The 24,514-nt window shown below is 72.7% G+C and carries 21 protein-coding genes and 1 pseudogene; 15 read left to right on the plus strand and 7 right to left on the minus strand.

What is annotated here, in order from left to right; genetic code table 11:
* Nucleotides 1-5: 5 nt before the first annotated feature.
* The 4 genes from BJF86_RS05425 to BJF86_RS05440 are packed head-to-tail and all read right to left on the minus strand — an operon-like array spanning nt 6 to nt 7,018.
* Complete coding sequence (locus BJF86_RS05425; RefSeq protein WP_083652729.1) at nt 6-2,096, minus strand: maltotransferase domain-containing protein; 2,091 nt, start codon at nt 2,094-2,096, stop codon at nt 6-8.
* A 43-nt stretch (nt 2,097-2,139) separates the two neighbouring features.
* The gene (locus tag BJF86_RS05430) at nt 2,140-3,123 is read right to left on the minus strand and encodes an FAD-dependent oxidoreductase (protein WP_075817245.1); all 984 of its coding nucleotides are present in this window, start codon (nt 3,121-3,123) and stop codon (nt 2,140-2,142) included.
* The gene (gene glgX, locus BJF86_RS05435; protein ID WP_083652730.1) at nt 3,116-5,323 is read right to left on the minus strand and encodes a glycogen debranching protein GlgX; all 2,208 of its coding nucleotides are present in this window, start codon (nt 5,321-5,323) and stop codon (nt 3,116-3,118) included. The genes BJF86_RS05430 and glgX overlap by 8 nt, the downstream gene beginning before the upstream one ends.
* Nucleotides 5,324-5,326: 3 nt before the next feature.
* Nucleotides 5,327-7,018 (minus strand): polysaccharide pyruvyl transferase family protein, encoded by a 1,692-nt coding sequence (locus tag BJF86_RS05440; protein WP_237768102.1) that lies wholly within the window; start codon nt 7,016-7,018, stop codon nt 5,327-5,329.
* Between the two features lie 179 nt (nt 7,019-7,197).
* On the opposite strand from BJF86_RS05440, the gene BJF86_RS05445 reads away from it, so the two are divergent.
* The 14 genes and pseudogenes from BJF86_RS05445 to ligA all read left to right on the plus strand — a co-directional run bounded on the left by BJF86_RS05445 (nt 7,198) and on the right by ligA (nt 21,038).
* Nucleotides 7,198-8,607: a glycosyltransferase family 2 protein gene (locus tag BJF86_RS05445; protein WP_075817247.1), complete on the plus strand. Its 1,410-nt coding sequence runs from the start codon at nt 7,198-7,200 to the stop codon at nt 8,605-8,607.
* A 46-nt stretch (nt 8,608-8,653) separates the two neighbouring features.
* A complete protein-coding gene (locus BJF86_RS18725; protein ID WP_075817248.1) occupies nt 8,654-9,277 on the plus strand; it encodes a hypothetical protein in 624 nt (207 codons plus the stop codon).
* On the plus strand, nt 9,274-10,074 hold the full coding sequence (locus BJF86_RS05455) for an enoyl-CoA hydratase/isomerase family protein (protein ID WP_075817249.1): 801 nt from the start codon (nt 9,274-9,276) through the stop codon (nt 10,072-10,074). Before BJF86_RS18725 ends, BJF86_RS05455 begins: the two co-directional genes overlap by 4 nt.
* 183 nt (nt 10,075-10,257) lie before the next feature.
* Nucleotides 10,258-10,623, plus strand: a complete 366-nt coding sequence (locus BJF86_RS05460; RefSeq protein ID WP_075810863.1) for a PadR family transcriptional regulator — start codon at nt 10,258-10,260, stop codon at nt 10,621-10,623.
* A 280-nt stretch (nt 10,624-10,903) separates the two neighbouring features.
* Complete coding sequence (locus tag BJF86_RS05465) at nt 10,904-11,353, plus strand: hypothetical protein (RefSeq protein ID WP_075817250.1); 450 nt, start codon at nt 10,904-10,906, stop codon at nt 11,351-11,353.
* A 96-nt stretch (nt 11,354-11,449) separates the two neighbouring features.
* On the plus strand, nt 11,450-12,229 hold the full coding sequence (locus BJF86_RS05470) for an electron transfer flavoprotein subunit beta/FixA family protein (RefSeq protein ID WP_075817251.1): 780 nt from the start codon (nt 11,450-11,452) through the stop codon (nt 12,227-12,229).
* 31 nt (nt 12,230-12,260) lie between these two features.
* Complete coding sequence (locus tag BJF86_RS05475) at nt 12,261-13,217, plus strand: electron transfer flavoprotein subunit alpha/FixB family protein (protein WP_075817252.1); 957 nt, start codon at nt 12,261-12,263, stop codon at nt 13,215-13,217.
* Nucleotides 13,218-13,429: 212 nt separating this feature from the next.
* Nucleotides 13,430-14,677, plus strand: a complete 1,248-nt coding sequence (locus BJF86_RS05480) for a cysteine desulfurase family protein (RefSeq protein WP_075817399.1) — start codon at nt 13,430-13,432, stop codon at nt 14,675-14,677.
* Nucleotides 14,677-15,806 (plus strand): annotated as a pseudogene (gene mnmA / locus BJF86_RS05485) (tRNA 2-thiouridine(34) synthase MnmA). Before BJF86_RS05480 ends, mnmA begins: the two are co-directional and overlap by 1 nt.
* A gap of 5 nt (nt 15,807-15,811) precedes the next feature.
* Nucleotides 15,812-16,504, plus strand: coding sequence for a DUF1345 domain-containing protein (locus tag BJF86_RS05490; protein ID WP_083652754.1), 693 nt, complete (start codon nt 15,812-15,814; stop codon nt 16,502-16,504).
* An 82-nt stretch (nt 16,505-16,586) separates the two neighbouring features.
* Nucleotides 16,587-17,075 (plus strand): hypothetical protein, encoded by a 489-nt coding sequence (locus tag BJF86_RS05495; protein WP_143553696.1) that lies wholly within the window; start codon nt 16,587-16,589, stop codon nt 17,073-17,075.
* Nucleotides 17,076-17,130: 55 nt separating this feature from the next.
* Complete coding sequence (locus BJF86_RS05500) at nt 17,131-18,117, plus strand: methionine synthase (RefSeq protein WP_075817401.1); 987 nt, start codon at nt 17,131-17,133, stop codon at nt 18,115-18,117.
* A 68-nt stretch (nt 18,118-18,185) separates the two neighbouring features.
* The gene (locus BJF86_RS05505) at nt 18,186-18,779 is read left to right on the plus strand and encodes a hypothetical protein (protein WP_075817255.1); all 594 of its coding nucleotides are present in this window, start codon (nt 18,186-18,188) and stop codon (nt 18,777-18,779) included.
* 60 nt (nt 18,780-18,839) lie between these two features.
* Nucleotides 18,840-21,038, plus strand: coding sequence for an NAD-dependent DNA ligase LigA (gene ligA, locus BJF86_RS05510; protein WP_237768089.1), 2,199 nt, complete (start codon nt 18,840-18,842; stop codon nt 21,036-21,038).
* A gap of 12 nt (nt 21,039-21,050) precedes the next feature.
* Here ligA and BJF86_RS05515 read toward each other — a convergent pair whose 3' ends face one another.
* The 3 genes from BJF86_RS05515 to BJF86_RS05525 all read right to left on the minus strand — a co-directional run bounded on the left by BJF86_RS05515 (nt 21,051) and on the right by BJF86_RS05525 (nt 23,992).
* Nucleotides 21,051-21,833: a hypothetical protein gene (locus tag BJF86_RS05515; RefSeq protein ID WP_075817257.1), complete on the minus strand. Its 783-nt coding sequence runs from the start codon at nt 21,831-21,833 to the stop codon at nt 21,051-21,053.
* Entirely contained in the window at nt 21,830-22,159 is a 330-nt protein-coding gene (locus BJF86_RS05520) for a hypothetical protein (protein WP_075817258.1), read from the minus strand. Before BJF86_RS05520 ends, BJF86_RS05515 begins: the two co-directional genes overlap by 4 nt.
* Before the next feature lie 414 nt (nt 22,160-22,573).
* The gene (locus tag BJF86_RS05525; protein ID WP_237768090.1) at nt 22,574-23,992 is read right to left on the minus strand and encodes an MFS transporter; all 1,419 of its coding nucleotides are present in this window, start codon (nt 23,990-23,992) and stop codon (nt 22,574-22,576) included.
* A gap of 80 nt (nt 23,993-24,072) precedes the next feature.
* Between BJF86_RS05525 and BJF86_RS19500 the strand changes: the two genes are divergently transcribed.
* A complete protein-coding gene (locus tag BJF86_RS19500) occupies nt 24,073-24,510 on the plus strand; it encodes a glutaredoxin domain-containing protein (protein WP_075817260.1) in 438 nt (145 codons plus the stop codon).
* Nucleotides 24,511-24,514: the final 4 nt, after the last annotated feature.

Raw genomic sequence — 24,514 nt, forward strand, 5'->3', positions numbered from 1 at the left:
TCCTCTCAGACCGTCGTCACGTGGATGATGTGCACCGGCTCGTGCCCGTAGCCCGGGCCGAGCTCGACGTAGGGCGCGTCGTCCCACTCCCACGTCGCGCCGGTGACCAGGTCGTGGGCGCGGAAGTGGTCGCCCCAGCTCAGCCCGAGCGCGGGCAGGTCGAGGTGCAGCCGGGAGCCGCGGACGGTGTAGGGGTCGAGGTTGGCGACGACGAGGACCGTGTCCTGTGCCGAGCCGTCCGCGGCACCACCGCCGTGCTTGGAGAAGACCAGCAGGTTCTCGTCCTCGGCCTGGTGGAAGGTGACGTTGCGCAGCCAGTGCAGGCTCGGGTGCTCGCGCCGGATCCGGTTGAGCATCGTCAGCCAGCCGGACAGGTCCGGGCGGCCGTCGGCAGGCTCGTCCCAGCGACGGTCCTTGTACTCGTACTTCTCGTTGTCGACGTGCTCCTCGGCGCCGGGGCGCGGGACGTCCTCGACGTGCTCGAAGCCGGCGTAGATGCCGTAGGTCGGCACCAGCGTGGCGGCCAGCGCGGAGCGGACGAGGTGGGCGGTCACCCCGCCGTTGCTCATGTAGGGCGTGAGGATGTCGTGCGTCGTCGGCCAGAACGAGGGGCGCATGTAGGGCGCGGTCTCGGTCGCCAGCTCGGTCACGTAGTCACGCAGCTCGGCGGCGGTGCTGCGCCAGGCGTAATAGGTGTAGGACTGCTGGAAGCCCACCTTGGCCAGGGTGCGCATCATCATCGGCTTGGTGAAGGCCTCGGCCAGCCAGATGACCTCCGGGTGGTCCTGGGCCACATCGGCGATGAGCCACTGCCAGAAGTTGACCGGCTTGGTATGCGGGTTGTCGACCCGGAAGATCCGCACGCCGTGGTCGATCCACACCTGCACGACGCGCCGGATCTCGGCATACACCGCGTCCGGGGTGTTGTCGAAGAAGACGGGGTAGATGTCCTGGTACTTCTTGGGCGGGTTCTCCGCGTAGGCGATCGAGCCGTCCGCCCGGATCTGGAAGAACTCCGGGTGGCTGGTGGCCCACGGGTGGTCGGGGGAGGCCTGCAGCGCGATGTCCATCGCGACCTCGAGCCCGAGCTCCTCGGCACGGGCGACGAAGGCGTCGAAGTCGTCGAAGTCGCCCAGGTCCGGGTGCAGCGCGTCGTGGCCCCCCTCGGCGGCGCCGATGGCGTAGGGCGAGCCGGGGTCGTGCTCGTCGGCGTCGAGGGTGTTGTTCTTGCCCTTCTTGTTCGTCGAGCCGATCGGGTGGACCGGCGTGAGGTAGACGACGTCGAAGCCCATGTCGGCGATCGCCGGCAGCCGCTCCTGGGCGGTCCCGAAGGTGCCGCTGGTCCACAGCCCGGTGTCCGGGTCCTGGGTGGCGCCCTCGGAGCGGGGGAAGATCTCGTACCACGCGCCGGTCAGGGCGAGCGGACGCTCCACGAGGAGGGTGTAGGACGGGGAGGGGCTGACCAGCTCGCGCAGCGGCGTGCGGGCGAGCACGGCCTCGACCTCGGGGGAGGTGCCGGCGTGCAGCCGCTCTGCCACGGGTAACGCGCCGCGGCGCAGGGTGTCGGCCGCGTGCTCGAGCACCTCGCGGTCCACCTCGGTGTGCTCGTCGGCGTCCAGCGAGCGCTCCAGGACGCGCGCGCCCTCCTCGAGCATGAGCTCGACGTCCACGCCCGCCTCGACCTTGATCGTGCCGTCGTGCTCCCAGGTGGCGTAGGGGTCGGACCATCCCTCGACCCGGAACTGCCAGACGCCCTCGCGGTCGGCATACACCTGCGCCTGCCAGTGCGAGAGCCCCGGGTTGGTGCAGGTCATCGGCACGTGGTGCTCGCCGCCGTCGGGGTCGACGAGGACCACGGTGGCGTTGACCGCGTCGTGACCCTCGCGGAAGACGGTCGCGGTGACGGTGAAGACCTCACCGGTGACGGCCTTGGTCGGACGCCGCCCGCCGTCCACGACCGGCTCGACGTCGAGGACCGGGATGCGGCCGAGCGGCTCCTGGCCGAACCTGGCCAGGGCGGAGCGGTCGATGCCGGGGGAGGCGGACGCCGGGGCGTCGGGACGGGACTGGGCGGTCGCGGTCGAGTGCTCGGTCACCTGGCCAAACCTACCCGGCTTCCGTCCGGGAAACCACGCGCGGTCACCCACCCTCCCGAGCGGGTCGTGGGCGGGTCCGCGGGCGGGTGGCCAGGCGCATCAGCGCGGCGGCCCCGAGCGCGCTCGCGCGGGTGGCCGGGAGCCGTGCGGCCTGCCAGCGCAGCAGCGACCCGTGACCGGTCAGCGTGGCCGCCAGGCTGGTCGCGTCGAGCACGGCGTCGGTGGCGCCGCGGCCGAGGTTGGGTGTGCTGGCGTGCGCCGCGTCACCGACCACGACGTAGCGCTCCCGGGCATACCGGCGCAGAGCGGGGACGGTCCAGATGCGGGTCGCCAGGATCCGGTCGTCGGCGGTCTCCAGGCGGCGCCGGATCGTCGCGCAGTCGCCGCCGAAGCGGGTCCTCGCCTGCGCCAGCACCTCGGGCACCTCGAGCGGCTCGGGCCCCAGGTCGCTGCGGTGGGTGGTGAACCAGTAGGACCGACGCGCGTCGAGCGGCACCAGCCCGAAGAGGCGGTCCGGTCCCCAGTACTCGCCGACCTCCGCCGGGTCGGCCGGCCCGGCCAGGCCGCGCAACGCGACCCAGGGGGTCGCGACCCGGTCGGCCCGCTGCACCAGCCCGCGGACCTGGCTGCGCACACCGTCGGCGCCGACGACCAGGTCGGCGTCCAGAGCAGTCGGGTCCTCCACCTCCTGGTGCACCCTCGTCACGCGGGCGGGGACGGCCGCCTGCAGCGCGGCCATCAGGTCGGGCCGTTCCAGCAGGGTGAGCGCCGGCGTGGCCAGGTGCAGCCGGCGGCGACCGTCGACGTCGAACAACCCGGCCCGGCCGGGCGGGGCAGGAGGAGGCAGGTCCACGCCCACCCGGCCCAGGGCGCGCACGGCGGCGGGCCACAGCCCGAGGGCGGCGCCGGTGGCTCGCTCCGGCTGCGCCTCGTGCAGGGTCACCTCGACGGAGGAGGGCAGGGCGGCGGCCAGGGTCAGGCCGGCGATGCCGCCGCCGACGATCGCGACGCGTCGTGGCCTAGGCATACCCGGGGTCGCCCTGGTCGCCCGGTCCGCTCGTCTCGCCCGGTCCGCTCGTCTCGCCCGGTCCGCGCGTGGCGACGTGGGCGGTGAGGACGGTCAGGCTCGTCGCGCCGACCTCGACGACGCCCCCGGACGGGACCGGGCCCGCCCCGTGTCCGGCGCCTTCGCTGGAGAAGCGCACGTCCCACCCCGTCACGCCGCCGAGGTCGGGCAGCGCGATCGTGGTGCGTCCGGTTCCGGCGTGCAGCAGCAGCGCCACCGCCACGGGCTCGTGGTGGTGCAGCGTGTCGTGCACGACCGTGAGGGTGCAGCGGTGCGGGTCGTTCCACCGGTCCTCGGCCATGACCTCGCCCTGCTCGTCGAACCAGCGCAGCCGGGTCCGGCCGGGCGCGGCGTCGTAGCGGGCAAACTCCGGGCCCCGCAGCAGCGCCAGCTCACGGCGCAGCCGCAGGAGCGCCGTGGTGTCCGCGAGCAGCGCGGTCTGCCACTCCTCGAGGTCCCAGTTCACCCAGGTGAGCTCGTTGTCCTGGCAGTAGGCGTTGTTGTTGCCCTGCTGCGTCCGGCCGAGCTCGTCTCCGGCGACGAGCATGGGGACACCCGGGGAGAGCAGCAACGTGCCCAGCAGGTTGCGGATCGAGCGGCGCCGGTGCCGCTGCACCTCCGGGTCGTCCGTTGGGCCCTCGACGCCGTGGTTCCAGGAGCGGTTGTCGCCGTGCCCGTCCCGGTTGTCCTCGCCGTTGGCGTGGTTGTGCTTGTGCTCGTAGGCCGTGAGGTCGGCGAGGGTGTAGCCGTCGTGCGCCGTGACGAGGTTGACCGAGGCGATGGGGCCCCGGCCGTCGCCGGCGAAGAGGTCCGCCGAGCCGGCGATCCGGGTGGCCAGCTCGCGGACCCCGTGGCCGTGGTGCCCGTGCAGCCGCCGGCCCACGTCGGCCAGCCAGAAGGTGCGCGCCGTGTCGCGGAAGCGGTCGTTCCACTCGGAGAAGACGGCCGGGAACTGCCCCGTGCGCCACCCGTGGACGCCCACGTCCCACGGCTCGGCGATGAGCTTGACCCGGCTGAGCACCGGGTCGGCCTCGAGCGCGACGTGGAAGGCGTGCTCGCGGTCGTAGGCGTCGTCGCGCCCGCGCGCCAGCGCCGGGGCGAGGTCGAAGCGGAAGCCGTCGACGTGGAAGTCCTCCACCCAGTGGCGCAGCGAGTCCAGCACCATGCGTGCCACCTGCGGGTCCCGCAGGTCCAGCGTGTTGCCGCAGCCGGTGACGTCGATGTCCCGGCCGCGGTCGTCGAGGCGGTAGTAGGTGCGGTTGTCCAGGCCACGGAAGGACAGCGTGGGGCCGTCCCAGGACGACTGCTCCGCGGTGTGGTTGTAGACGACGTCCAGGATGACCTCGATGCCGGCCGCGTGCAGCGCCCGCACCGCGCCCTTCACCTCGTCGACCACGCCCTGGGGGTCGGTGGCCGCGGCATACCCCGCGTGCGGGGCGAAGAAGCCGAGGGAGTTGTAGCCCCAGTAGTTGGCTAGGCCCCGGCGCACCAGGGCCGGCTCGGAGGTGAAGGCCTGGATCGGCAGGAGCTCCAGGCTGGTCACGCCGAGGCTCGTGAGGTGCTCGACCAGCGCCGGGTGGCCGAGCGCGGCATAGGTGCCGCGGATCTTCTCCGGTATGCCCGGGTGCCGCATCGTGAGCCCGCGCACGTGCGCCTCGTAGAGCACCATCTCGGTCCAGGGCACGTCTGGGCGGGTGTCCTGGCCCCAGTCGAAGACGTTCTGGTCGACCACGACGGAGCGCGGGACGTGGGCGGCGGAGTCGCGGTCGTCGGGCGTCTCCGGGTCGGTCCAGCCGTCACCGCCGACGACGTGGCCGTAGACCTCGGGCGCCCAGGCGACCTCGCCGTCCACGGCGTGGGCGTAGGGGTCGAGCAGCAGCTTGGCGGGGTTGTGCCGGTGGCCCTCGTCCGGCGCCCACGGGCCGTGCACGCGGAAGCCGTAGTGGGCTCCCGCCACCAGCTCGGGCACGACGTCCCACCAGATCCCGTGGGCGTTGCGGCGCAACGGGATCCGGCGCTCGCCGGAGGGGGTGGACAGGCATACCTCGACCGCGCTCGCGTGGCGGGCGAGCACCGCGACCTCGGGCCCGGCGTCGGTGCGGGTCAGGCCGAGCGGGGGCGGGCGCTCGATGCTGCGGCGCGGGCGGACCAGGGCGGCCATGCGTCAGACCGCGGGGAAGGCGGAGACGAGCCGGTCGGCGTCGAAACGGGGGGCGGGAACCCGGGCGTGGGCGGCGAGAGCGCCCCAGGGCTGGTCTTGGAGCGCGGGGGCCTCGAGGTCCAGCAGCTGGACCGCCTCACGGTCCAGCGTGGTGAAGAAGTCCTCGAACTTGAAGGTGTCGCCGTGCAGCTTCTTCTCCCCGATCCGCAGCCAGGTCCACGGCACCTCGTAGGCCTGGGCGACGACGAGCCCGTGCAGCGAGGACGAGATGCAGGCTCGCGCGCTCGCGATCTGGTCCACCACCTCCTCCGGCCCCTGGCGCACGTCCACGACCACCACGTCGTCGGGCAGCTGCGGCGGGAGCAGGTCGAGGTGCATGTAGTGCGGCACCAGGGCGATCCGGTCGCGGGTGTGCGACGACGGCCTGGGGGCGTACCACCGGGGGAGGAGGAGAGCCGGGTCGCCGTAGACCTCCGGGACGCTCCAGCCGAGGTCCCGGCCCAGGGCCTCTCGGGTGAGCCGGCCGCGCACGGCGTGGACCTCCCGGGGCGCCCGCTCGGCGAGGTGGGCGACCTTGGTGGGCGACAGGCCCCCGATGAGACCCGATCCCCAGATGCGTGCCCCGGGTCGCTCGAGGTGCGCGGCGATGGAGCCGACCGTGAACAGGCCCGGGTCCTCGGAGGGGAACGAGCGCACGTTGATCGCGGGTCGCCCGGTGAGGCTCTGGACGATGAGGGGTCCCAGGACGTCGCCGAAGTTGGGTTTGGCGTCCCACCACTGCGTGGGGACGAGACCGGACTCCTCGGGCCGGGGGCCGGCGTCGAGGAAGAGCCGGAAGCGGTCGATCAGCGCGGTGAGCCCCTGTGCGGCCCGGGCCGCGTCCGAGGGCCCCTCGGGGAGGCGTGCCACGTGGTGCAGCTCGACCCCGTGGCGTCGCACCATCCGCGCCTCACCCACGAGCGTGTTGCGCAGGAAGCGGGCGGAGGTCCGGCCGCGCGGCCGCGCGGTGATCTCCCAGCCCGCCTCGGCCCGGGCGACCTCCAGGCTGACATCCAGCCCGGGGACGAGGTGCTCGAAGCAGACGGCGTCCCGCGTGGGGAGGTGGTAGCCGACGTCGGCGGCGCCGAGGGTGGCTCTGAGCTGCGCGGCCAGCGCCGGCGCGAGCGAGGCCAGCGAGGGATCGACGGAGCGAGGGTCGACCTGCGCCGCCGCAGGGCCGGTGACGGGGGGATGCGTGAGGCGGCCCGGGCGTCGGCGCAGGCTCAGGTTGCCCCGCTGGGTGACGTAGGGCTCGACGAGCGGCAGCGAGGCCCGGACGGCTGACCGGTCGGCCTGCACCCGGATGTCGTGCCGGGTCCGGCGCAGCCCGGCGAGGAGCAGGACGGAGACGTCGTGGGTGCCGGTGGCCAGCCGCTCGAGATCGGCCGCGGACAGGACCCCGCACAGGTGGACGGTCGCGCCGGTGCGGCTGACCTCGTCCAGCGCGACGGGGACGAGGTCGTGCCCGCCCCGTGCCCGCAGCTCGGCGATCGCACGGTGGCCGGTCCCTCCCGCCTGCACCACGATCTCCAGGGTCAGGTCGTCCAGGGGTCCACGACGCAGCTCCACCAGGCGGGCGGACGGGGTCGTCGTCCCGGCACGCCGACGGACTGCTCGTGCCAGCCCGAGGAACCGTCGTCCACCGACACCTGACACGTCGACCAACACCCATCCTTCGAAGAGTCCGGCCCGGTGGCGGGACGGAGGAAAACTCTATCCAACGCCTACCGACGAGCCCCGGACACGGCTCGGGCCGCTGTGCTACAACTCGTGGAGCCGTGGACCGCCCGCGGCGCCGGGCACGTCGGGAACCTGTCGTCCGTCAGGAGGCGAGCATGAGCACCGAGGCACCGTCCGCACCCCCGCAGGATGAGGCGGTCCGGGTCTCCGTCGTCGTGCCGGTCTACAACGCCATGCCCTACCTGCAGACGCTGATGGACTCCCTGCTCGCTCAGGACCTCGGGCCGGAAGCCTACGAGGTCGTCGCTGTCGACGACGGCTCGAGCGACGACGGTCCCCAGCTCCTGGACGACCTCGCGGCGACCCACCGGCAGCTGCGCGTCGTCCACCAGGACAACAGCGGGTGGCCGGGGATCCCGCGCAACCGGGGCACCGCGCTCGCCCGGGGGCGGTACGTGTTCTACGCCGACGCCGACGACGTGATGGCGCCCGACGCGCTGCGTCGGATGGCGGACCTGGCGGACGAGCACGGCAGCGACGTCGTGGTCCCGCGCTCGCTCGGCGTCGGGCGCTACGTCCCGGACCTGTTCGCGCAGACCCAGGTGGACGCCGACCTGGAGAAGGTCTTCCGCACCCTGACGCCGCAGAAGTTGTTCCGCCGCACCTTCCTGGAGCGGGAGGGGCTCTCCTTCCCGGAGGAGAAGGTGCGGCTCGAGGACGGGATGATGCTGGCTCGGGCCTACCTGCTCGCCGACCGTGTCTCCTTCCTGGGCGGTGAGGTCGCCTACCACCTGATCTCGCGCGACGACGGGCAGAACATCAGCGTCCAGGCCTTCGACCCCGACGGCTACACCTGGTCGATCGGTGAGGTCGCCCGGCTGATCCGGGAGAACGACCCCGACACGGCGCGGGCCGACCGGGTCGTGCTCGACCTGTACCGGCGCAAGTGCCTGAAGTTCTACCAGCCCGCGCGGTGGTCGACGATGCCGAGGGCGCGCCGGGAGAAGTTCCTGGCCGCGCACCGCCGGTTCATGGACGTCCACATCCCGCCGGCCCTCGAGGACCAGCTGGCCGAGCCCTTCCGCACCCGCTCGCGACTGGTGCGCGCAGGCGACGCCGCCGGCCTGGACCTCGAGGCCCGGGAGAGCCGGGACCGTGCCCTCGTGGGGGCGCTCGTGGCCTCGGCGACGTGGCGGCGACTCGGAGGCCTGCGCCTGTCCGTGGAGGTCCACGGTGCACGGGCCGGGGAAGAGCACCGGCCGCTCCACCTGGTCCTGCGTCGACGAGGGGGGGACGTCGTGGAGACCCTCGACCTCGGTTCGCCCGGCCGTGTCGAGCGGCCCGAGGGGCGGCCGTGCGTCTCCGTCTTCGACGTGAGCGTCCCGACCGCCGCGCTCTCCGCCGGGGCCGGGACCACGCTGGACCTCTACATCCAGGTCGAGGGGGAGAAGGACCGGACGCGCCTGGCGGCACCGTTGGTGTCGGTGCTCCCGCCGGCCCGCTCCGGGAACCGGGTCTACAGCACGGTGCAGAACAACCTCAGCATCGAGTGCGGCGTCGGCTGACCCGGGTCGGGGCGCTGGGCCGCGGTCGAGCCGTTACGTTGGATCCATGAGTGATCCGACCTCGCTGCCCAACTTCCCGCCCCCGCCGCAGGAGCACCCGCTGACCGGGCGGGTCCTCGACGCGCTGCAGGACCTGCAGATGTCGCCCAACCTCGACAAGGCCGGTGACGTCTCTTTCGAGGTGCAGAACCAGAAGCTCTTCGTCAAGGTCATCGAGGGCGAGCAGTTCGACATCATGCGCGTCTTCGGCCAGTGGCAGATCGCGAGCAGCGTGCCCGAGGACCTGCTGACCCGGCTCAACGGCTGCAACGACGTGACGCTCGGTGTCAACCTGGTCAAGGCCGGGATCGCCTCCGGCAACCTGGTGCTCGCGGTCGAGCAGATCATCGCCCGCGCCGAGAAGCCCAAGCCCAAGATCCAGATCGCGACCGGCCTGCTGCTGCAGGCGCTGCAGCTGTGGCACCGCAACGTCGTCGCCAAGTCCCAGGCCGAGCAGGGCCTGGAGCCCGAGCTGCCCGAGGGCGCCCCGGAGGGCACCGAGGTCGGGCCATGGCTGTCGGTCGGGCCGCAGAGACGTTCCGGTGGTGGTCAGGGCGCGCCGGGCGGTGGCGGCGTCGGCGAGGACACGCCCGACGCCTCCGGCGAGGGCTCCCCGCGGGACGACGCGTGAGCAGGACCGTCCCCACCGCCAGCGACTTCGTCCGGGTCGAGGTCAAGGAGGGGGTCGGGACCATACGGGTCGACCGGCCGAAGATGAACCCGCTCTCCATCGAGGTGCAGGACGCCCTCGGCGAGGCCGCCGGGATCGTCGCGGACGACGACGAGGTTGCCGCTGTCGTGCTCTACGGCGGCGAGAAGGTCTTCGCGGCGGGCGCGGACATCAAGGAGATGCAGGACATGTCCTACACGGACATGGTCCGGCGCGCCCCGGTCATCCAGGAGTGCTTTTCCGCCGTCGCGCGCATCCCCAAGCCGGTCGTCGCCGCGATCGAGGGGTATGCCCTCGGCGCCGGCAACGAGCTCGCGCTCTGCGCCGACTTCCGGGTCGCCGCGTCGGACGCCAAGGTCGGGCAGCCGGAGATCCTGCTCGGGGTCGTCCCCGGGGCCGGGGGGAGCCAGCGGCTGGCGCGGCTCGTCGGGCCGGCCAGGGCCAAGGACCTCGTCTTCAGCGGGCGGATGGTCGACGCAGACGAGGCCCTGGCCATGGGGCTGGTAGACCGGCTCGCGGAGCCGGGGCAGGCATACCAGGTGGCGCGGGAGATGGTCTCGGGCTACGTCGGCGGCCCCGCCCTCGCGCTGCGCGCGGCCAAGGAGGCGATCGACCGCGGCCTGGACGGTGACCTCGAGACCGGGCTCGCCATCGAGGCGATGCAGTTCGCCGGCGTCTTCGCCACCGAGGACCGCAAGATCGGCATGACCTCCTTCGTGGAGGAAGGACCGGGCAAGGCGCGCTTCATCGGCCGCTGACCACCGAGCGTCGCTCGTGGTTGCCCCACGCCCGACCGAGCGTCGCCTGTGGTTGCCGACGGCCTCGCTGCCCACCACACGCGACGCTCGGTGGGTCTCTGGGTGTCCACCAGCGACGCTCGATCGGCAAGTGGAGAACGTGACTAGTTGACATGACTGACTAGTCAGAGACATGATCTAGTCATGGAAGGCGATCAGTGGCCGGGCGAGTGGCTCCGCGGCGTGCTCGGGGTGTGCGTGCTGCGCATCCTGCTCGACGGGCCGAGCTACGGCTACGCCATCACCCAACGCCTCGGCGAGGCCGGGCTGGGCACGGTCAAGGGGGGCACCCTCTATCCCCTGCTCGCCCGCCTCGAGGACGCCGGGCACCTGGCGGTCGAGTGGCGCCCCGGCGAGGGCGGACCCGGCCGCAAGTTCTACGCCCTGACCGAGCAGGGACGTCATCACGCCGGTGAGCAAGCCGCTCGCTGGGCCGACTTCACCACTGTCACGCGGGGGCTGACCGATGCGGCCGCCCGCACCCCCGAGCCGGAAGCGAGCACGCCATGAACGCCACCTCCAAGCGCCCCACCGCCAACCCCGAGCGGCTCGCCCCCAACGTAGAGCCCCGGTGGGTGCGCGCCTTCGTCACCGAGCAAAACCTGCGCGGTGTCGCGCCACGTGTCATCGGCGACCAGCTCGCCACCGTCGAGAGCCACGTCCGGGAGGCGGACGAGCCCGCCGCCGAGCCTTCGGCGAACCCGTCGCGTATGCCCGTGCGCTGCCGGAGGGGGAGCCGTGGCGGCTGGGCCGGCGCACCGTCGTCGAGCTGGTCCTCGGCCTCGCGGGGATGCTGCTCGTCCTGGACGGCTTCCAGGCCTGGCTGGCCGACGGCCCGGTCCGGATCACGACCGGCTACCTCGCCGTCCTGGCGATCACCGCGCTCTGCACGGCCGCCCTCCTGCTCCGCCCGACGGCGCTGCTGCGGCTGGTCGTGGACCGGCCCGCGCTGGCCTGGGGCGTCATGATCGCGCCGTTCGCGGTCTTCGTGGTCTGCCTGCTCCTGCTGCGCGCCGAGGTCGCGACGCTCCCCGTCCTGCCGGTCGCCCTCCTCGGGGTGGTGGCCCTCGCGGCCTCGAGCACGCTGGCCGCGCTCAACCCGGAGGAGGAGGACGAGATCACCGGCCCGGGCGAGGCGCCCCGTCGCAGCGCCGTGGCCCGCCGGCTCGGCGTCCTGCTCTACCCGCTGCTCACGCTGGCCGTCATGGCGATCACCTGGGTGCCGACGCTCTTCGCGTGACCCCGCTTCCGGCATACCTCTCCCGGGTGTCGTTGACGCGCGCGTCAAGTGGCATCATGGCGTCAACGACCACCCACAACCACGAGGACGTGAGCAGTGAACATCGTCGTCTGTGTGAAGTACGTGCCCGACGCCCAGGGCGACCGCGCCTTCGAGGCGGACCACACCACCGACCGTGAGGGCGTGGACGGCATCCTCTCCGAGCTGGACGAGTATGCCGTCGAGGAGGCCCTGAAGATCGTCGAGGCGGGCGAGGGCGAGGTGACCGTGCTCACCATGGGCCCGGACGACGCCGCCACCGCCGTCAAGAAGAGCCTGCAGATGGGCGCTGACAAGGGCGTGCACGTCCTCGACGACGCCATCGCCGGCTCGGACTCGGTCGCCACCTCGCTGATCCTGGCCGAGGCGATCCAGAAGATCGGCGACGTCGACCTGGTCCTCACCGGCCTGGCCTCGACCGACGGCGTGATGTCCGTCGTGCCGGCGATGCTCGCCGAGCGCCTGGGTATGCCGCAGGTCACCTTCGCCTCCGAGCTCACCGTCGAGGGCGGGTCGGTGACGATCCGGCGCGACAACGAGTCCGTCTCCGAGACCGTCGAGGCCAGCCTGCCGGCCGTCGTCTCGGTCACCGACCAGATCAACGAGCCGCGCTACCCCTCCTTCAAGGGCATCATGGCGGCCAAGAAGAAGCCGGTGGAGACCTGGGGCCTGGACGACCTCGGCATCGACGCCGCCCAGGTCGGGCTCGGGGCCGCCTGGACGATGGTCACCGACACCCAGGCCCGCCCGCCGCGCGAGGCCGGTCAGGTCGTCACCGACGAGGGCCAGGGCGGCGAGGCGCTCGCCCAGTTCCTCGCCGACCGCAAGCTGGCCTGACCCGACCACGACATCCCAAGGAGCCATCGACATGAGTGAAGTCCTCGTCCTGGTCGACCACGTCGACGGAGACGTCCGCAAGACCACCGCCGAGATGCTGACCGCCGCCCGTCGCCTGGGTGAGCCGTCGGCCGTCTTCGTCGGGCAGGGCTATGCCACGGCGAAGGAGGACCTCGCGCGCTACGGCGCCGCCAAGGTCTACCTCGCCGAGGACGCCGTCTACACCGACCACCTCGTCGCGCCCGTCGCCGAGCTGCTGGCCGACCTCGTCGGCCGGGTCTCGCCGGCCGCGGTCCTGGTCGCCTCGACCAACGACGGCAAGGAGGTCGCCGGGCGGCTCGCGATCAAGACCGGGTCCGGCATCGTCACCGACGCGGTCGACGTGCAGCCGGTCGACGGCGGTGTCGGCACGACGCAGTCGGTCTTCGCCGGCAACTACACGGTCACCACCACCGTCACCCGCGGCACCCCGGTCGTCACCGTCAAGCCCAACAGCATCAGCGCCGAGGAGGCCCCCGCCAGCCCGGCTGAGGAGGCCGTCTCGGTCGAGGTGTCCGAGGTGGCGCGGGCGGCCCGGGTCACCGCCCGGGCGGAGAAGGAGAAGTCGGACCGGCCCTCGCTGACCGAGGCCTCGATCGTCGTCTCCGGCGGGCGCGGCACCGGCGGCGACTTCGGCCCGGTCGAGTCCTTCGCCGACTCCCTCGGCGCCGCGGTCGGGGCGTCCCGCGCCGCCGTCGACGCCGGGTGGTACCCGCACTCGCACCAGGTCGGCCAGACCGGCGTCTCGGTCAGCCCGCAGCTGTATGTCGCGGCCGGCATCTCCGGCGCGATCCAGCACCGCGCCGGCATGCAGACCTCGAAGGCCATCGTCGCCGTCAACAAGGACGAGGAGGCCCCGATCTTCGAGCTCGTGGACTTCGGCGTCGTCGGCGACCTGTTCACCGTCCTGCCGCAGGCGGCCGAGAAGGTGCAGCAGCACAAGGGCTGAGTCGGGCACCCGGCATACCGGGGGAAGCGACCCCTCGGGATGACCTGGGCACGGTTGCGCACCGCGGACGGCGTCGAGAGCGCTGCTTCTGGTGCACAGCCTTGCCCAGGTCGCCGCAGGGTCGCGGTATGCCCCAGCCTGACGAGGGCGCGACCCGTCCCGCGCGCGGGTGCGCCCGACCCGACCGGCCGCTCGTAGACTGGCTGACCGTCATGAGCACCCCGCCCAGCCCGCAGCCCCAGGCCGCCCACGCCTACCTCGACCACGCCGCGACGACGCCGGTGCTGGACGAGGTGGTCGAGGTGGTCGCGCGGGAGATGCGGCAGACCGGCAACGCCAGCTCGCTGCACGACCCGGGCCGCCGGGCGCGGCGGGTGGTCGAGGAGTCCCGCGAGCAGGTCGCGGAGGCCCTGGGTGTCCGTCCGTCCGAGGTGATCTTCACCTCCGGCGGCACCGAGGCCGACAACCTCGCGGTCAAGGGCACGTATGCCGCGCGACGGGCCGGCGACCCGCGGCGGGACCGCCTCGTCGTCAGCGGCGTCGAGCACCACGCCGTCCTCGACCCGGTCGAGCACCTGGTCACCCACGAGGGTGCCCGGGTCACCTGGGTGGAGCCGGACGCCCAGGGCAGGATCACCGCTGACGCGCTCCGGCAGGCGCTCGACGCCGACGGTGGGCCTGAGACCGTCGCCCTGGTCAGCGTCATGTGGGCCAACAACGAGGTCGGCACGATCCAACCGGTGTCCGAGCTCGCGACCATCGTCCATGAGCACGGCATACCGGTGCACTCCGACGCCGTCCAGGTGCTGGGCCAGGCCCCGCTCGACCTGAGCCAGGTGGACCTGGGGGTCGTCACCGGGCACAAGGTCGGCGGGCCGCTCGGGGTCGGCGTGCTGACCGCCGGCCGCGACCAGGCCCCGGTGCCGCTGACCCACGGCGGTGGCCAGGAGCGCGGACTGCGCTCGGGCACGCTCGACACCCCGGCCATCGCCGGTCTCGCGCTCGCCGTCACGCACGCCGCGGAGCACCAGGAGAGCCACGCGCTGCACCTCGCCCGGCTCCGCGACGGCCTGGTCGAGGGCGCACTCGCCCTCGACCCCGGCATCAGCGTCTCCGGCCCCTGGACCCGTGGCGACACCACGGCACGCCTCGCCGGCAACGCCCATCTCCAGGTCGCCGACTGCGAGGGCGACTCGCTGCTCTACCTGCTCGACGCGGCCGGCGTCGCCTGCTCGACCGGCTCCGCCTGCCAGGCCGGGGTGCCGCGACCGAGCCACGTGCTGCTGGCGATGGGCATACCGGAGGAGCAGGCGCGAGGTGCGCTGCGGCTCACCCTCGGGCACGGGTCGAGCCAGGCCGACGTCGACGCCTTCCTCGCCGCGCTGCCGCCCGCCCTCGACCGCGCCCGGCGCGCGCACGCCGCGAGCCGCCGCCCGAGCACCCCGGCGAGGAGCGCCTGATGCGGGTCGTCGCCGCCATGAGCGGCGGGGTCGACTCCGCCGTCGCCGCCGCGCGCATGCTCGACGCCGGTCACGAGGTCGTCGGCGTGCACCTGGCGCTCGCCCAGTCCGCCTCCACCCTGCGCGAGTCGGCGCGCGGCTGCTGCACGATCGAGGACGCCGGGGACGCGCGCAGGGTCGCCGACCGGCTCGGCATCCCGTTCTACGTCTGGGACATGGCGCAGCGCTTCCGCGAGGACGTGGTCGAGGACTTCGAGCGGGAGTATGCCGCCGGCCGCACCCCGAACCCCTGCCTGCGGTGCAACGAGAAGATCAAGTTCGCCGCGCTGCTGGACAAGGCGCTCGCGCTCGGCTTCGACGCGGTCGCCACCGGGCACTACGCCCAGATCGAGGAGCACGAGGACGCCTCGCGCCGGGCGGGGTGCGCCGCGAGCTGCACCGCGCGGTCGACCTTGCGAAGGACCAGTCGTACGTCCTCGGTGTGCTCGACGCCGACCAGCTGGCCCGCAGCTTCTTCCCGCTGGGCGACACCACCAAGCCGCAGATCAGGGACGAGGCGCGGCGGCGCGGGTTCTCGGTCGCGAAGAAGCCGGACAGCCACGACATCTGCTTCATCGCCGACGGCGACACCCGCGGCTACCTCGCGAAGCGGCTCGGCGCCGAGCCGGGGCCGATCGTCGACGCCGAGGGGGAGGTGCTGGGCGAGCACGGGGGCGCGCACGGCTACACCGTCGGGCAGCGGCGTGGTCTGGGGCTCAAGGTCCCGCCCGCCGACGGCAGCAAGCGGTATGTCGTCTCCACCGACACCCGCACCAACACCGTCGTCGTCGGCCCGGAGGAGCTGCTCGGCGTGGACCTCGTCGAAGGCGACCACCTGCGCTGGTGCGGTGCGCCACCGCCGGTCGGCACCGAGCTGGCCCTGGGGGCGCAGATCCGGGCCCACGGCCAGGAGTACGCTGCCCGGGTGAGCGTGGGGACGCAGGGGGATGAGGGCATACCGGAGCGGGTCACGGTGCGGCTCGACGAGCGGATCCGGGGCGTCGCGCCCGGACAGTCCGTGGTGCTCTACGACGGGACGAGGGTGGTGGGGTCGGCCACCATCGCGAGCACGGGGAGGGCCGCAGGATGATCCGGATGCTGGAGCCCAGGTGGTGGTTGTCCGAGGTCCGCCGCGTCGTCCTGGTGTCGCCGCTGGGCGTGCTCGTCGTGTTCCTCGCCGTCAGGTTCGGTGTGGTCGAGGCCGACGGTGACCGGCTCAACTACGACACCGTCGTGATCTGGTTCATCGCCTACCTCATCCTGTACACCGGGGTGACCCTGGTGGCCTTCGCCCGCTCGACCCGCCGCCAGGTGCACACCTGGGCACAGACCGAGGACCGCGGCACCTGGGCACAGCGCTACCTGCTCGGCACCGCGCCCGGGCCCGGCATGTCCATCTTCGTCGGTGCGACCGCCCTGCTGGTCACCGTCCTGTGGTTGCCGGGGGAGCTGTTGACGACCTCGCTCGGTCCGGCGGCGCGGACCTGGCTCGCGGTGCTGCTGGTGGTGGCGGCGTGGACGACCGTGGCGGTCTCGTTCACCGTGGCCTACCTGGTCGAGGACGTCCAGAGCGACGGCGCCGCTCTGGGCTTCCCAGCGACCCCGCAGGAGGTTGACCGTGAGTTCCTCGACTACGTCTACCTCGCGGTCGCGGTGTCGAGCACCTTCGGCACGACCGATGTCGACCTCCGCACGCCGGACGTGCGTCGCACCGCGACGGTGCACACGTTGGTCGCCTTCGTCTTCAACACGGTCGTGCTGGCCGTGGTCGTCAGCCTGCTGGCGTGAGTGCACGGGAGGAACCCGTCCGGCCCCGTCACCGTCAGAGGGGAGCAGGCCCGGTCACCGGGGCTGGTCTCGAGGAGGAGACATGGACAGTGGGATGAAGGACGACAGAGCTGTCTCGTCGGACGGCGTCGACGCGATCGTGGCACAGACCCGCGCGGAGTGGGCCCGGCGGCGACCGGCGCAGGTGCGCTGGGCGCAGTGGTTGATGTACGCCGGCGCAGCCCTCGCGGTGGTGCGTCAGGTCACGATCTGGGCCGGTGCGGAGCGCGGGCCGGGAGACCCGTCGCTGCTCGTCGGGGCCCTGCTCTGGGGCGGCGTCGTGGCCGCCCTCTGGCTGGTCCTGGCGGGGTGCGTCGGGGCAGGGATGAGCTGGGCGCGCTGGGTGGTCTCGGTGCTCGCGGTCTTCACGCTCGTGACGACTCTCTCGTGGCTCATCTGGCCCGTGGTCGCTCCCACGGCGACGGATCTGCTGCTCACGGTCCCGGAGATCCTCATCTCGGTCGGTGTCCTGGTGCTGATGTGGGTGCGGCCGGCGCGAGACTTCTTCCGCACCGAGAGTCCGACCGGCTGAGAGCCCGCGCGCGGCGTGCCGATGTCGCCCGGCGCCACCGTCTACAGTGAGCGCCGTGGTCGACGTCACCGGCATCGGATCCTGGCCCGGCACCGACGTGCGCGAGGCGCTGCGGGTGATCCGGGGCCAGCTCGGCGACGTGCAGCACGACGGCGTCTCGACCGTCCCCTACCTCCCGGAACTGCCTGCCCGCGGCCCGAGTGCCGACATGATCGGCCGGGCCGCGCACCTGCTCGTCGACCTGCCGGTGGACCTGCAGCCGCAGGGGTGGCGGCTGGTCGACCGCCCAGGCCGCGACGCCGAGCGGGCCGGGTCGCTGCTCACCCAGGATCTCGACGAGCTGGCCGAGGCCTTCGACGGCTACGCCGGACCGCTCAAGGTGCAGGTCGCCGGGCCGTGGACGCTGGCCGCCTCGCTGTGGCGCCCGCTCGGCGACCGGGTGCTCGACGACCCCGGCGCGACCCGCGACGTGGCGGCGTCGCTGACCGAGGGGGTTGCGGCATACCTGACGCGGGTGCAGTCGCTCGTGCCGGGCGCCGAGCTGATGCTGCAGGTCGACGAGCCCTCGCTCACCGCGGTGCTGGCCGGGCGGATCCGGTCGGAGTCCGGTTATCGCGTGCTGCGCAGCCCCGAGCGGGGCGAGGTGGTGACGCTGCTGCGGCAGGTGCTCGACCAGCCCACCGGCGAGGTATGCGGTGTGCACACCTGCGCCTCCGACCCGCCGGTCGACGTGCTGGCCGGGAGCGGCGCCGACTTCGTCGCGCTCGACCCGGAGCAGGTGGGGCGTGGCCGCTTCGAGCAGGTCGCCGCGGCGGTGGAGGGCGGCGTGCGACTGTGGGCCGGTGTGGACCCGTGGTCACCGGATCCTGCCGAGCCGTTGCTGCGTCGGTGGCAGGAGGTGGGGCTGTCACCGGCCGCTCTCGCCGAGGTCGGTCTGACCCCGCCGTGCGGACTGGCCTCCGCCGCGCCGGACGATGCGCTCGACGCGACGCGCGGGCTCGTCCAGAGTGCGCTCAGGCTCGCTGAGCGTGCTGACGCCTGAATCACACCCGTCCCGCTAGGCTACGGGCGTCACGCGTGCGCACCGGCACGCTCCACGGAAGGGGAATCATGACGCAGAACCCGGGCCAGGACCCGTACCAGCACGACCCGAACGCGCCGCAGCCCGAGGGCGGCTACCAGTCGGCGCCCAGCTACGACAACGCCGGCGCGGGCCACGGCGGTCCGGTCGCCAAGCCGGGCTCGGTGGGTCTGGCCGAGAAGCTCATGTATGTCGGTGGTGCCCTGGCGCTCGTCAGCGGCATCCTGGCGCTCACCACCCCGGAGGACCAGCTGCGCCAGCAGGTCGAGGAGCAGCTCGAGGCCTCTGGTCAGGCGGTCGACCCGGCCATCGTGGACGCCTCGGTCTCCAGCGCTCCCATCATCGGCCTCGTGACGGCGATCATCATCGCCGCCATCTGGTTCCTCATGGGCTTCCTCAACGGCAAGGGCAAGAGCTGGGCGCGCATCGTCGCGACCATCCTCGGTGTCATCAACGTGGTGACGACCCTGCTCAGCCTCATCGGCACGAGCATGATGCCGGGCTCCGCGGCGGGCGGCACGCTCAACCTCGTCGTGTCGCTGGTCAGCGCTGTCCTCGCGGCGGTCATCGTCTTCATGCTGTGGAAGAAGGAGTCGACCGCCTACTTCAAGAGCACCAGCTGAGCCGGGTCTGACCGACCAGCACGAGGGGCTGGTGTCGGTGGCGTGCAGCACAATGAGCACGTGACCGACGCCAGCCCCTCGACGCATACCCCCGCCGCCACCGACGAGGCCCCGCCGCCCGAGGACGCGCGGCGCCGCGCGACCGAGCTCGCCGAGCAGATCCGGGGCCACCAGTTCGCCTACTACGTCCGCGACGCACCCACCGTCAGCGACGGCGAGTTCGACGCGCTGCTGCGCGAGCTGGAGGAGCTGGAGGAGGCATACCCCACGCTGCGGACGCCGGAGAGCCCGACCCAGCAGGTCGGCGGCACCTTCTCCACCGAGTTCACCGCGGTCGACCACCGCGAGCGCATGCTCAGCCTCGACAATGCCTTCTCGCCGCAGGAGCTGGACGAGTGGTTCGAGCGGGTCGAGCGCGAGGCCGGCGGTGCGGAGGTGCACTACCTCTGCGAGCTCAAGATCGACGGACTGGCGGTCAACCTGCTCTACCAGGACGGCGTCCTGACGCAGGCCCTCACCCGCGGCGACGGCCGCACCGGGGAGGACGTCACCCTCAACGTCCGCACCATCGAGGGGGTGCCGCACCGGCTGACCCCGCCGGAGGACCAGGGCGAGGGCGAGGACATACCCATTCCCGAGCTGGTCGAGATCCGCGGCGAGGTCTTCTTCCCGCTCGAGGGTTTCGCCGAGCTCAACGCCTCCCTCGTCGAGGCCGGCAAGCCGCCCTTCGCCAACCCGCGCAACTCGGCGGCCGGGTCGCTGCGGCAGAAGGACCCGCGCGTCTCCGCCAGCCGCCCGCTGCGCATGCTGGTGCACGGCATCGGCGCACGCCAAGGCTTCGACATCACCGAGCAGTCACAGGCCTACGCCGTGCTCAAGGCGTGGGGTATGCCGGTCAGCGAGCGGGCGAAGGTCGTCGCCACACCCGCCGAGGTGCACGAGATCGTCCACTACTACGGCGAGCACCGGCACGACGTCGAGCATGAGCTGGACGGCGTCGTCGTCAAGGTGGACGAGGTGGCCGTGCAGCGCCAGCTCGGCGCGACCTCGCGGGCGCCACGGTGGGCGATCGCCTACAAGTACCCTCCGGAGGAGGTCACCACGAAGCTGCTCGACATCCGGGTCGACGTCGGCCGGACCGGGCGGGTCACGCCCTACGGCGTCATGGAGCCGGTGCTCGTCGCCGGGTCGACCGTGGAGCGGGCCACGCTGCACAACCAGTACGAGGTCCGCCGCAAGGGCGTGCTCATCGGCGACACCGTCGTGCTGCGCAAGGCCGGCGACGTCATCCCCGAGATCCTCGGGCCGGTGGCCGACCTGCGCACCGGGGACGAGCGGGAGTTCGTCATGCCGACGCACTGCCCCTCGTGCGGCACCGAGCTGGCCGCCCAGAGGGAGGGCGACAAGGACATCCGCTGCCCCAACAGCAAGGAGTGCCCGGCACAGCTGCGGGAGCGGCTCTTCAGCCTGGCCGGGCGGGGCGGCTTCGACATCGAGGCGCTGGGCTACGAGGGCGTCACCGCGCTGCTGGACGCCGGGGTCATCCGCAACGAGGCGGGCCTGTTCGGGCTGGCCCACGGCACCCCGGAGCAGCCGCCCACCGCCGAGGAGGAGCGCGCGGACCGCGAGCGCCTCGTGGCGGTGCCGCTGTTCACCCGGTCGGCCAAGAAGGCGGACCCGCCGGAGACCGTGGTCGAGGGCCGGGTGCTCTCCGCCAACGGCGAGCGGCTGCTGGCGCACCTGCGCGGGGCGAAGGACCAGCCGCTCTGGCGGGTGCTCGTGGCACTGTCGATCCGGCACGTGGGGCCGACGGCGGCGCGGGCGCTCGCGACCGAGTTCGGGTCGATGGAGGCCATCCGGTCGGCCTCCGTGGAGGAGTTGGCCGCGACCGAGGGGGTGGGCCAGATCATCGCCGAGTCGGTGGTCGCGTGGTTCGACGTCGACTGGCACCGGGAGGTCGTCGAGCAGTGGGCCGCCGACGGGGTGCGCATGGCGGACGAGCGTGACGCCTCGATCGAGCGCACGCTGGAGGGGAAGACGGTGGTCGTGACCGGCTCGCTCGAGGGTTTCTCGCGGGACGAGTCCAAGGAGGCGATCATCGCCCGCGGCGGCAAGGCGGCCGGGTCGGTGAGCAAGAAGACCGACTACGTCGTCGTCGGCGCCAACGCCGGGTCCAAGGCCGCCAAGGCCGAGGAGCTGGGGGTCCCGGTGCTCGACGAGGAGGGCTTCGCGCGGCTGCTGGCGTCGGGCGAGGCCTGATAGACGGGGCCGTCAGAGCGCGTCGACACCGAGGACCGGGTCGGTGATGCGGCGCAGCGGGCTCAGCCACTCGCCCGGTATGCCGCTCGGGTGCGCCTCGGGCGCCCAGCGCAGGACGAGGGGACGGGCCAGGACCGCGTCGGTCAGGCCGGTGGCGGAGTAGCCGTCGGCGACCATGGCCTCCTCCATGGCGCGGAGCAGGTCCGGGGCGTGCCGACCCGCCAGGAACCACCGATCGAAGCAGGTCAGGTCCGCATCGGCTCCGCCGCTCTCTCGGTGCAGTCGCTCGTTCATGACCAGGCGCGCCTGGCCAGCCGGGGTGGCGTCCACACCGTTGACCAGAAGGGCGTGGCCGAGGGTCTCGCCGGGGCGCAGCAGAGGACCCGGTCGGATGCCATAACGGGTGATGAAGTTGGCTCGACGAATGAGGCGCACCCGCCCCGGGTCGAGCGTCGACCACGGCACGGCATACTCCCCACGGCGCCCCAGCACGAGCCCGTGGCGGCACACCCGGTGCTGCTCTGACCAGCCTCGGACCCAGAAGGCTCCGGTGGCCAGCAACAGCGCACCAGCCGCGAGCACCGCCAACCAACGGCCGATCGCGTCGGGGGCCAGCGGCATCAGGAGCAGCAGCGCCGCCGGTGCAAGGACGACCAGAGTGGTTCCCCTCCAGCCCGGTGTCGCCCGGAAGGTCGCGAGCTCTGGACCCATGTCCGCCGGAGTCAGCTCCAGAAGTCCGCGGATCCGCAGGAGAGTGTCAGGATCGACGTCGTTGAACTCCTCGAAGCGACTCACCCGTCCTCTTCCCCCTCGTGGGAGGATCCCGACGTCGGGCGCAGCAGAGTGTGCAGGGCCGAGCGCGGCTCGGCGTCGTCGACGCTGCGGTAGCGGATGGTGGAGCCCTCCGCCAACTCTTGCGACACGACGGTGAACTCAGGGGAGACGATGACCCCCAGGCCGCTGGTCGTCCTCTCACCGACGACCTCCACGCGGGTCACGCTCGTCACCCCGAGGGCGTCGGCGAGCGGGGCCTCGGCGCCGCGCCGCATCGTGAGGAGCGCGGCGAGATGTGGTTCGACCCAGGTCTCGTAGGCGTCTTCGACCAGGTCGGCGTCGAACAACTGCCGAGCCTTGAGAGACCGGAGCGCGGCGCTCGTGGCAGCCTCTCGCTCGTCTTCGTTGAGCGAGGAAAGCCACGGGCTAGGGTACGCGACCCGTTGAGCACCCCGCCGATAGCCGACGTCGCGCGGATGATGGCGTCGCCGATGCCGCCGTCGCCAGCCAGACCGCCGTCCTCTTTGCCCAGTCCAACGACGCGCAAGGCGTCGGTGCGGATGTCATTGCCTACATGTGTGAGCATGCGAGCCTCACTGGTCAGCGCGTCCGGGTCCCCTCCGGCAAAGGTCATGGTGACTCCTCCCCGTTACTCAGTTGCCTCCCGATCATAACGGTGGGCTGCTGCGACGCTGGCGCCCCGATCGGAGATGACCGTGGAAGTCTCGCCGGGGCAGGCATTCCCCGGCCGGTGGCACGGCTCAGACCGGTTGCTGCTCCGTCTGCTCGGCGGTGCGTAGCCCGAACCAGCTGATGACCCCGCCGCCCACGAGTAGCGCCGTGCAGGCCAGCATCGCCCACCGGTAGCCCTCGGTGAAGGCGACGGGATCGGCGTAGTCGTCGCCCGAGAGCCCGACGAGCGCCGGCAGGGCCGCCACCGACAGCAGCGAGCCGGTGCGGGCGACGGCGTTGTTGATGCCGCTGGCGAGCCCGGCATACCGGTCCGCGACCGCCGCGAGCACCGCCGCCGTGAGGGGCGAGACGAGCAGCGCGAGCCCGAGCGCGAAGACGACCATGCCGGGGACCACCCCGACCCATCCGGTGCCGCGCCCGATGCCGACCATGAGCACCGTCCCCACACCGCAGACGATCGGGCCGACGGTCATCGGGATCCGCGGCCCGATCCGGTCGGCCAGCGCCGCCGCCCGCGTCGAGAGCAGCAGCAGCGCCACCGTCACCGGCAGCCCGGCCAGCCCGGACGCGGTGGCCGACCACCCGGAGGTGACCTGGAGCTGGATGACGACGAAGAGCATGACCGCCCCGAGCGCGCCGTAGACCAGCAGCGTCATCGCGTTCGCCGCGGAGAAGACCCGGGAGCCGAAGAGGTGCAGCGGCACCAGCGGGTGTGACGCCCGCCGGCTCCACAGCAGGAAGGCCATCGCTGCGACAGCCGTCACCACCCAGGCCAGCCCGAGCGCCCACGTGGGGGACTCGGCGGCGGTGGTGAGCGCCCACGTCGAGGCGCCGAGGGTCACGACCACCAGCGCCGACCCGACGAGGTCGAAGCGGCCGCTCGACTCCTCGTCGCGGCTCTCCGGTGCCGACCACCACGCCAGCGCCATGACGGCCAGGCACAGCGGCACGTTGATCGCGAAGATCCAGCGCCAGCTCGTCGTGTCGACGATCGCGCCGCCCAGCAGCGGCCCGATCGCGGCGGCGATCCCGGAGACGCCGGCCCAGGTGCCGATGGCGGGCGCCCGGTCGCCGGGGGCGTAGCTGGCCTGGATCAGCGCCAGCGCGCCCGGCGTGAGCAGCGCCGCCCCGATGCCCTGCACGAGCCGGGCGGCGATGAGCTGGCCGGGGTCCTGCGCCAGCGCGCACAGCGCGGAGGCGACCATGAACCACGCCATGCCGATGAGGTAGACCCGGCGGCGGCCGATGCGATCACCGAGCGCACCGGCGACGAGCACGAGGGAGGCGAGCGAGAGCAGGTAGCCGCCCACCACCCACTGCAGCTGCGGCAGCGAGGCGGACAGCGACTCACCGATGGTGCGCAGCGCGACGTTGACGATCGACCCGTCGAGGATCGCCACCCCCGACCCAAGGGTCACGGCGGCGAGCATCGCCCGGCCGCGCGGCGAGCGCCGGTCCAGATATCCACCCTGCGGCTGATCCGTCACCGGCTCAGGGTAGGGCTCCCGGTGACGGGATCCGTCCCGCGGGCGATCCGCCGCCAGGGCGCGGGAGCCATCATGGAGGTATGCGCTCTCGACCTCTCTGGATCGTTCTCGTCGTGCTGCTGGCCCTGGTGGCGGTGGACCTCTACCGCGACGGCTCGCGTCTGGCGGCGGTGGGCTACGGTGTCCTGGCTCTCGGGATCGCCTGGTGGACCTCGCCCTGGCGCGGCCGCGGGGGCACGACCCAGGAGGAGGTGGCCGCGATGGCCGAGGAGGACCCGCGCAGCGACGTGGTCGTCTACTGGCGTCCGGGATGCGGCTTCTGCGCCATGCTCAAGGCACGGCTGGGGAGCCTGCGGGAGCGCGCCACCTGGGTCAACATCTGGGACGACGAGGACGCCGCCGCCTTCGTCCGCAGCGTCAACGACGGCAACGAGACGGTGCCCACCGTGGTGATCGACGGCATACCCCACACCAACCCGGACCCGCGACTGGTCAAGGAGCGGCTGCAGGCCGCCTGATGCC

This window comes from Serinicoccus sp. CNJ-927 (assembly GCF_001942435.1).
GTDB classification, from domain to species: Bacteria; Actinomycetota; Actinomycetes; order Actinomycetales; family Dermatophilaceae; genus Ornithinicoccus; species Ornithinicoccus marinus.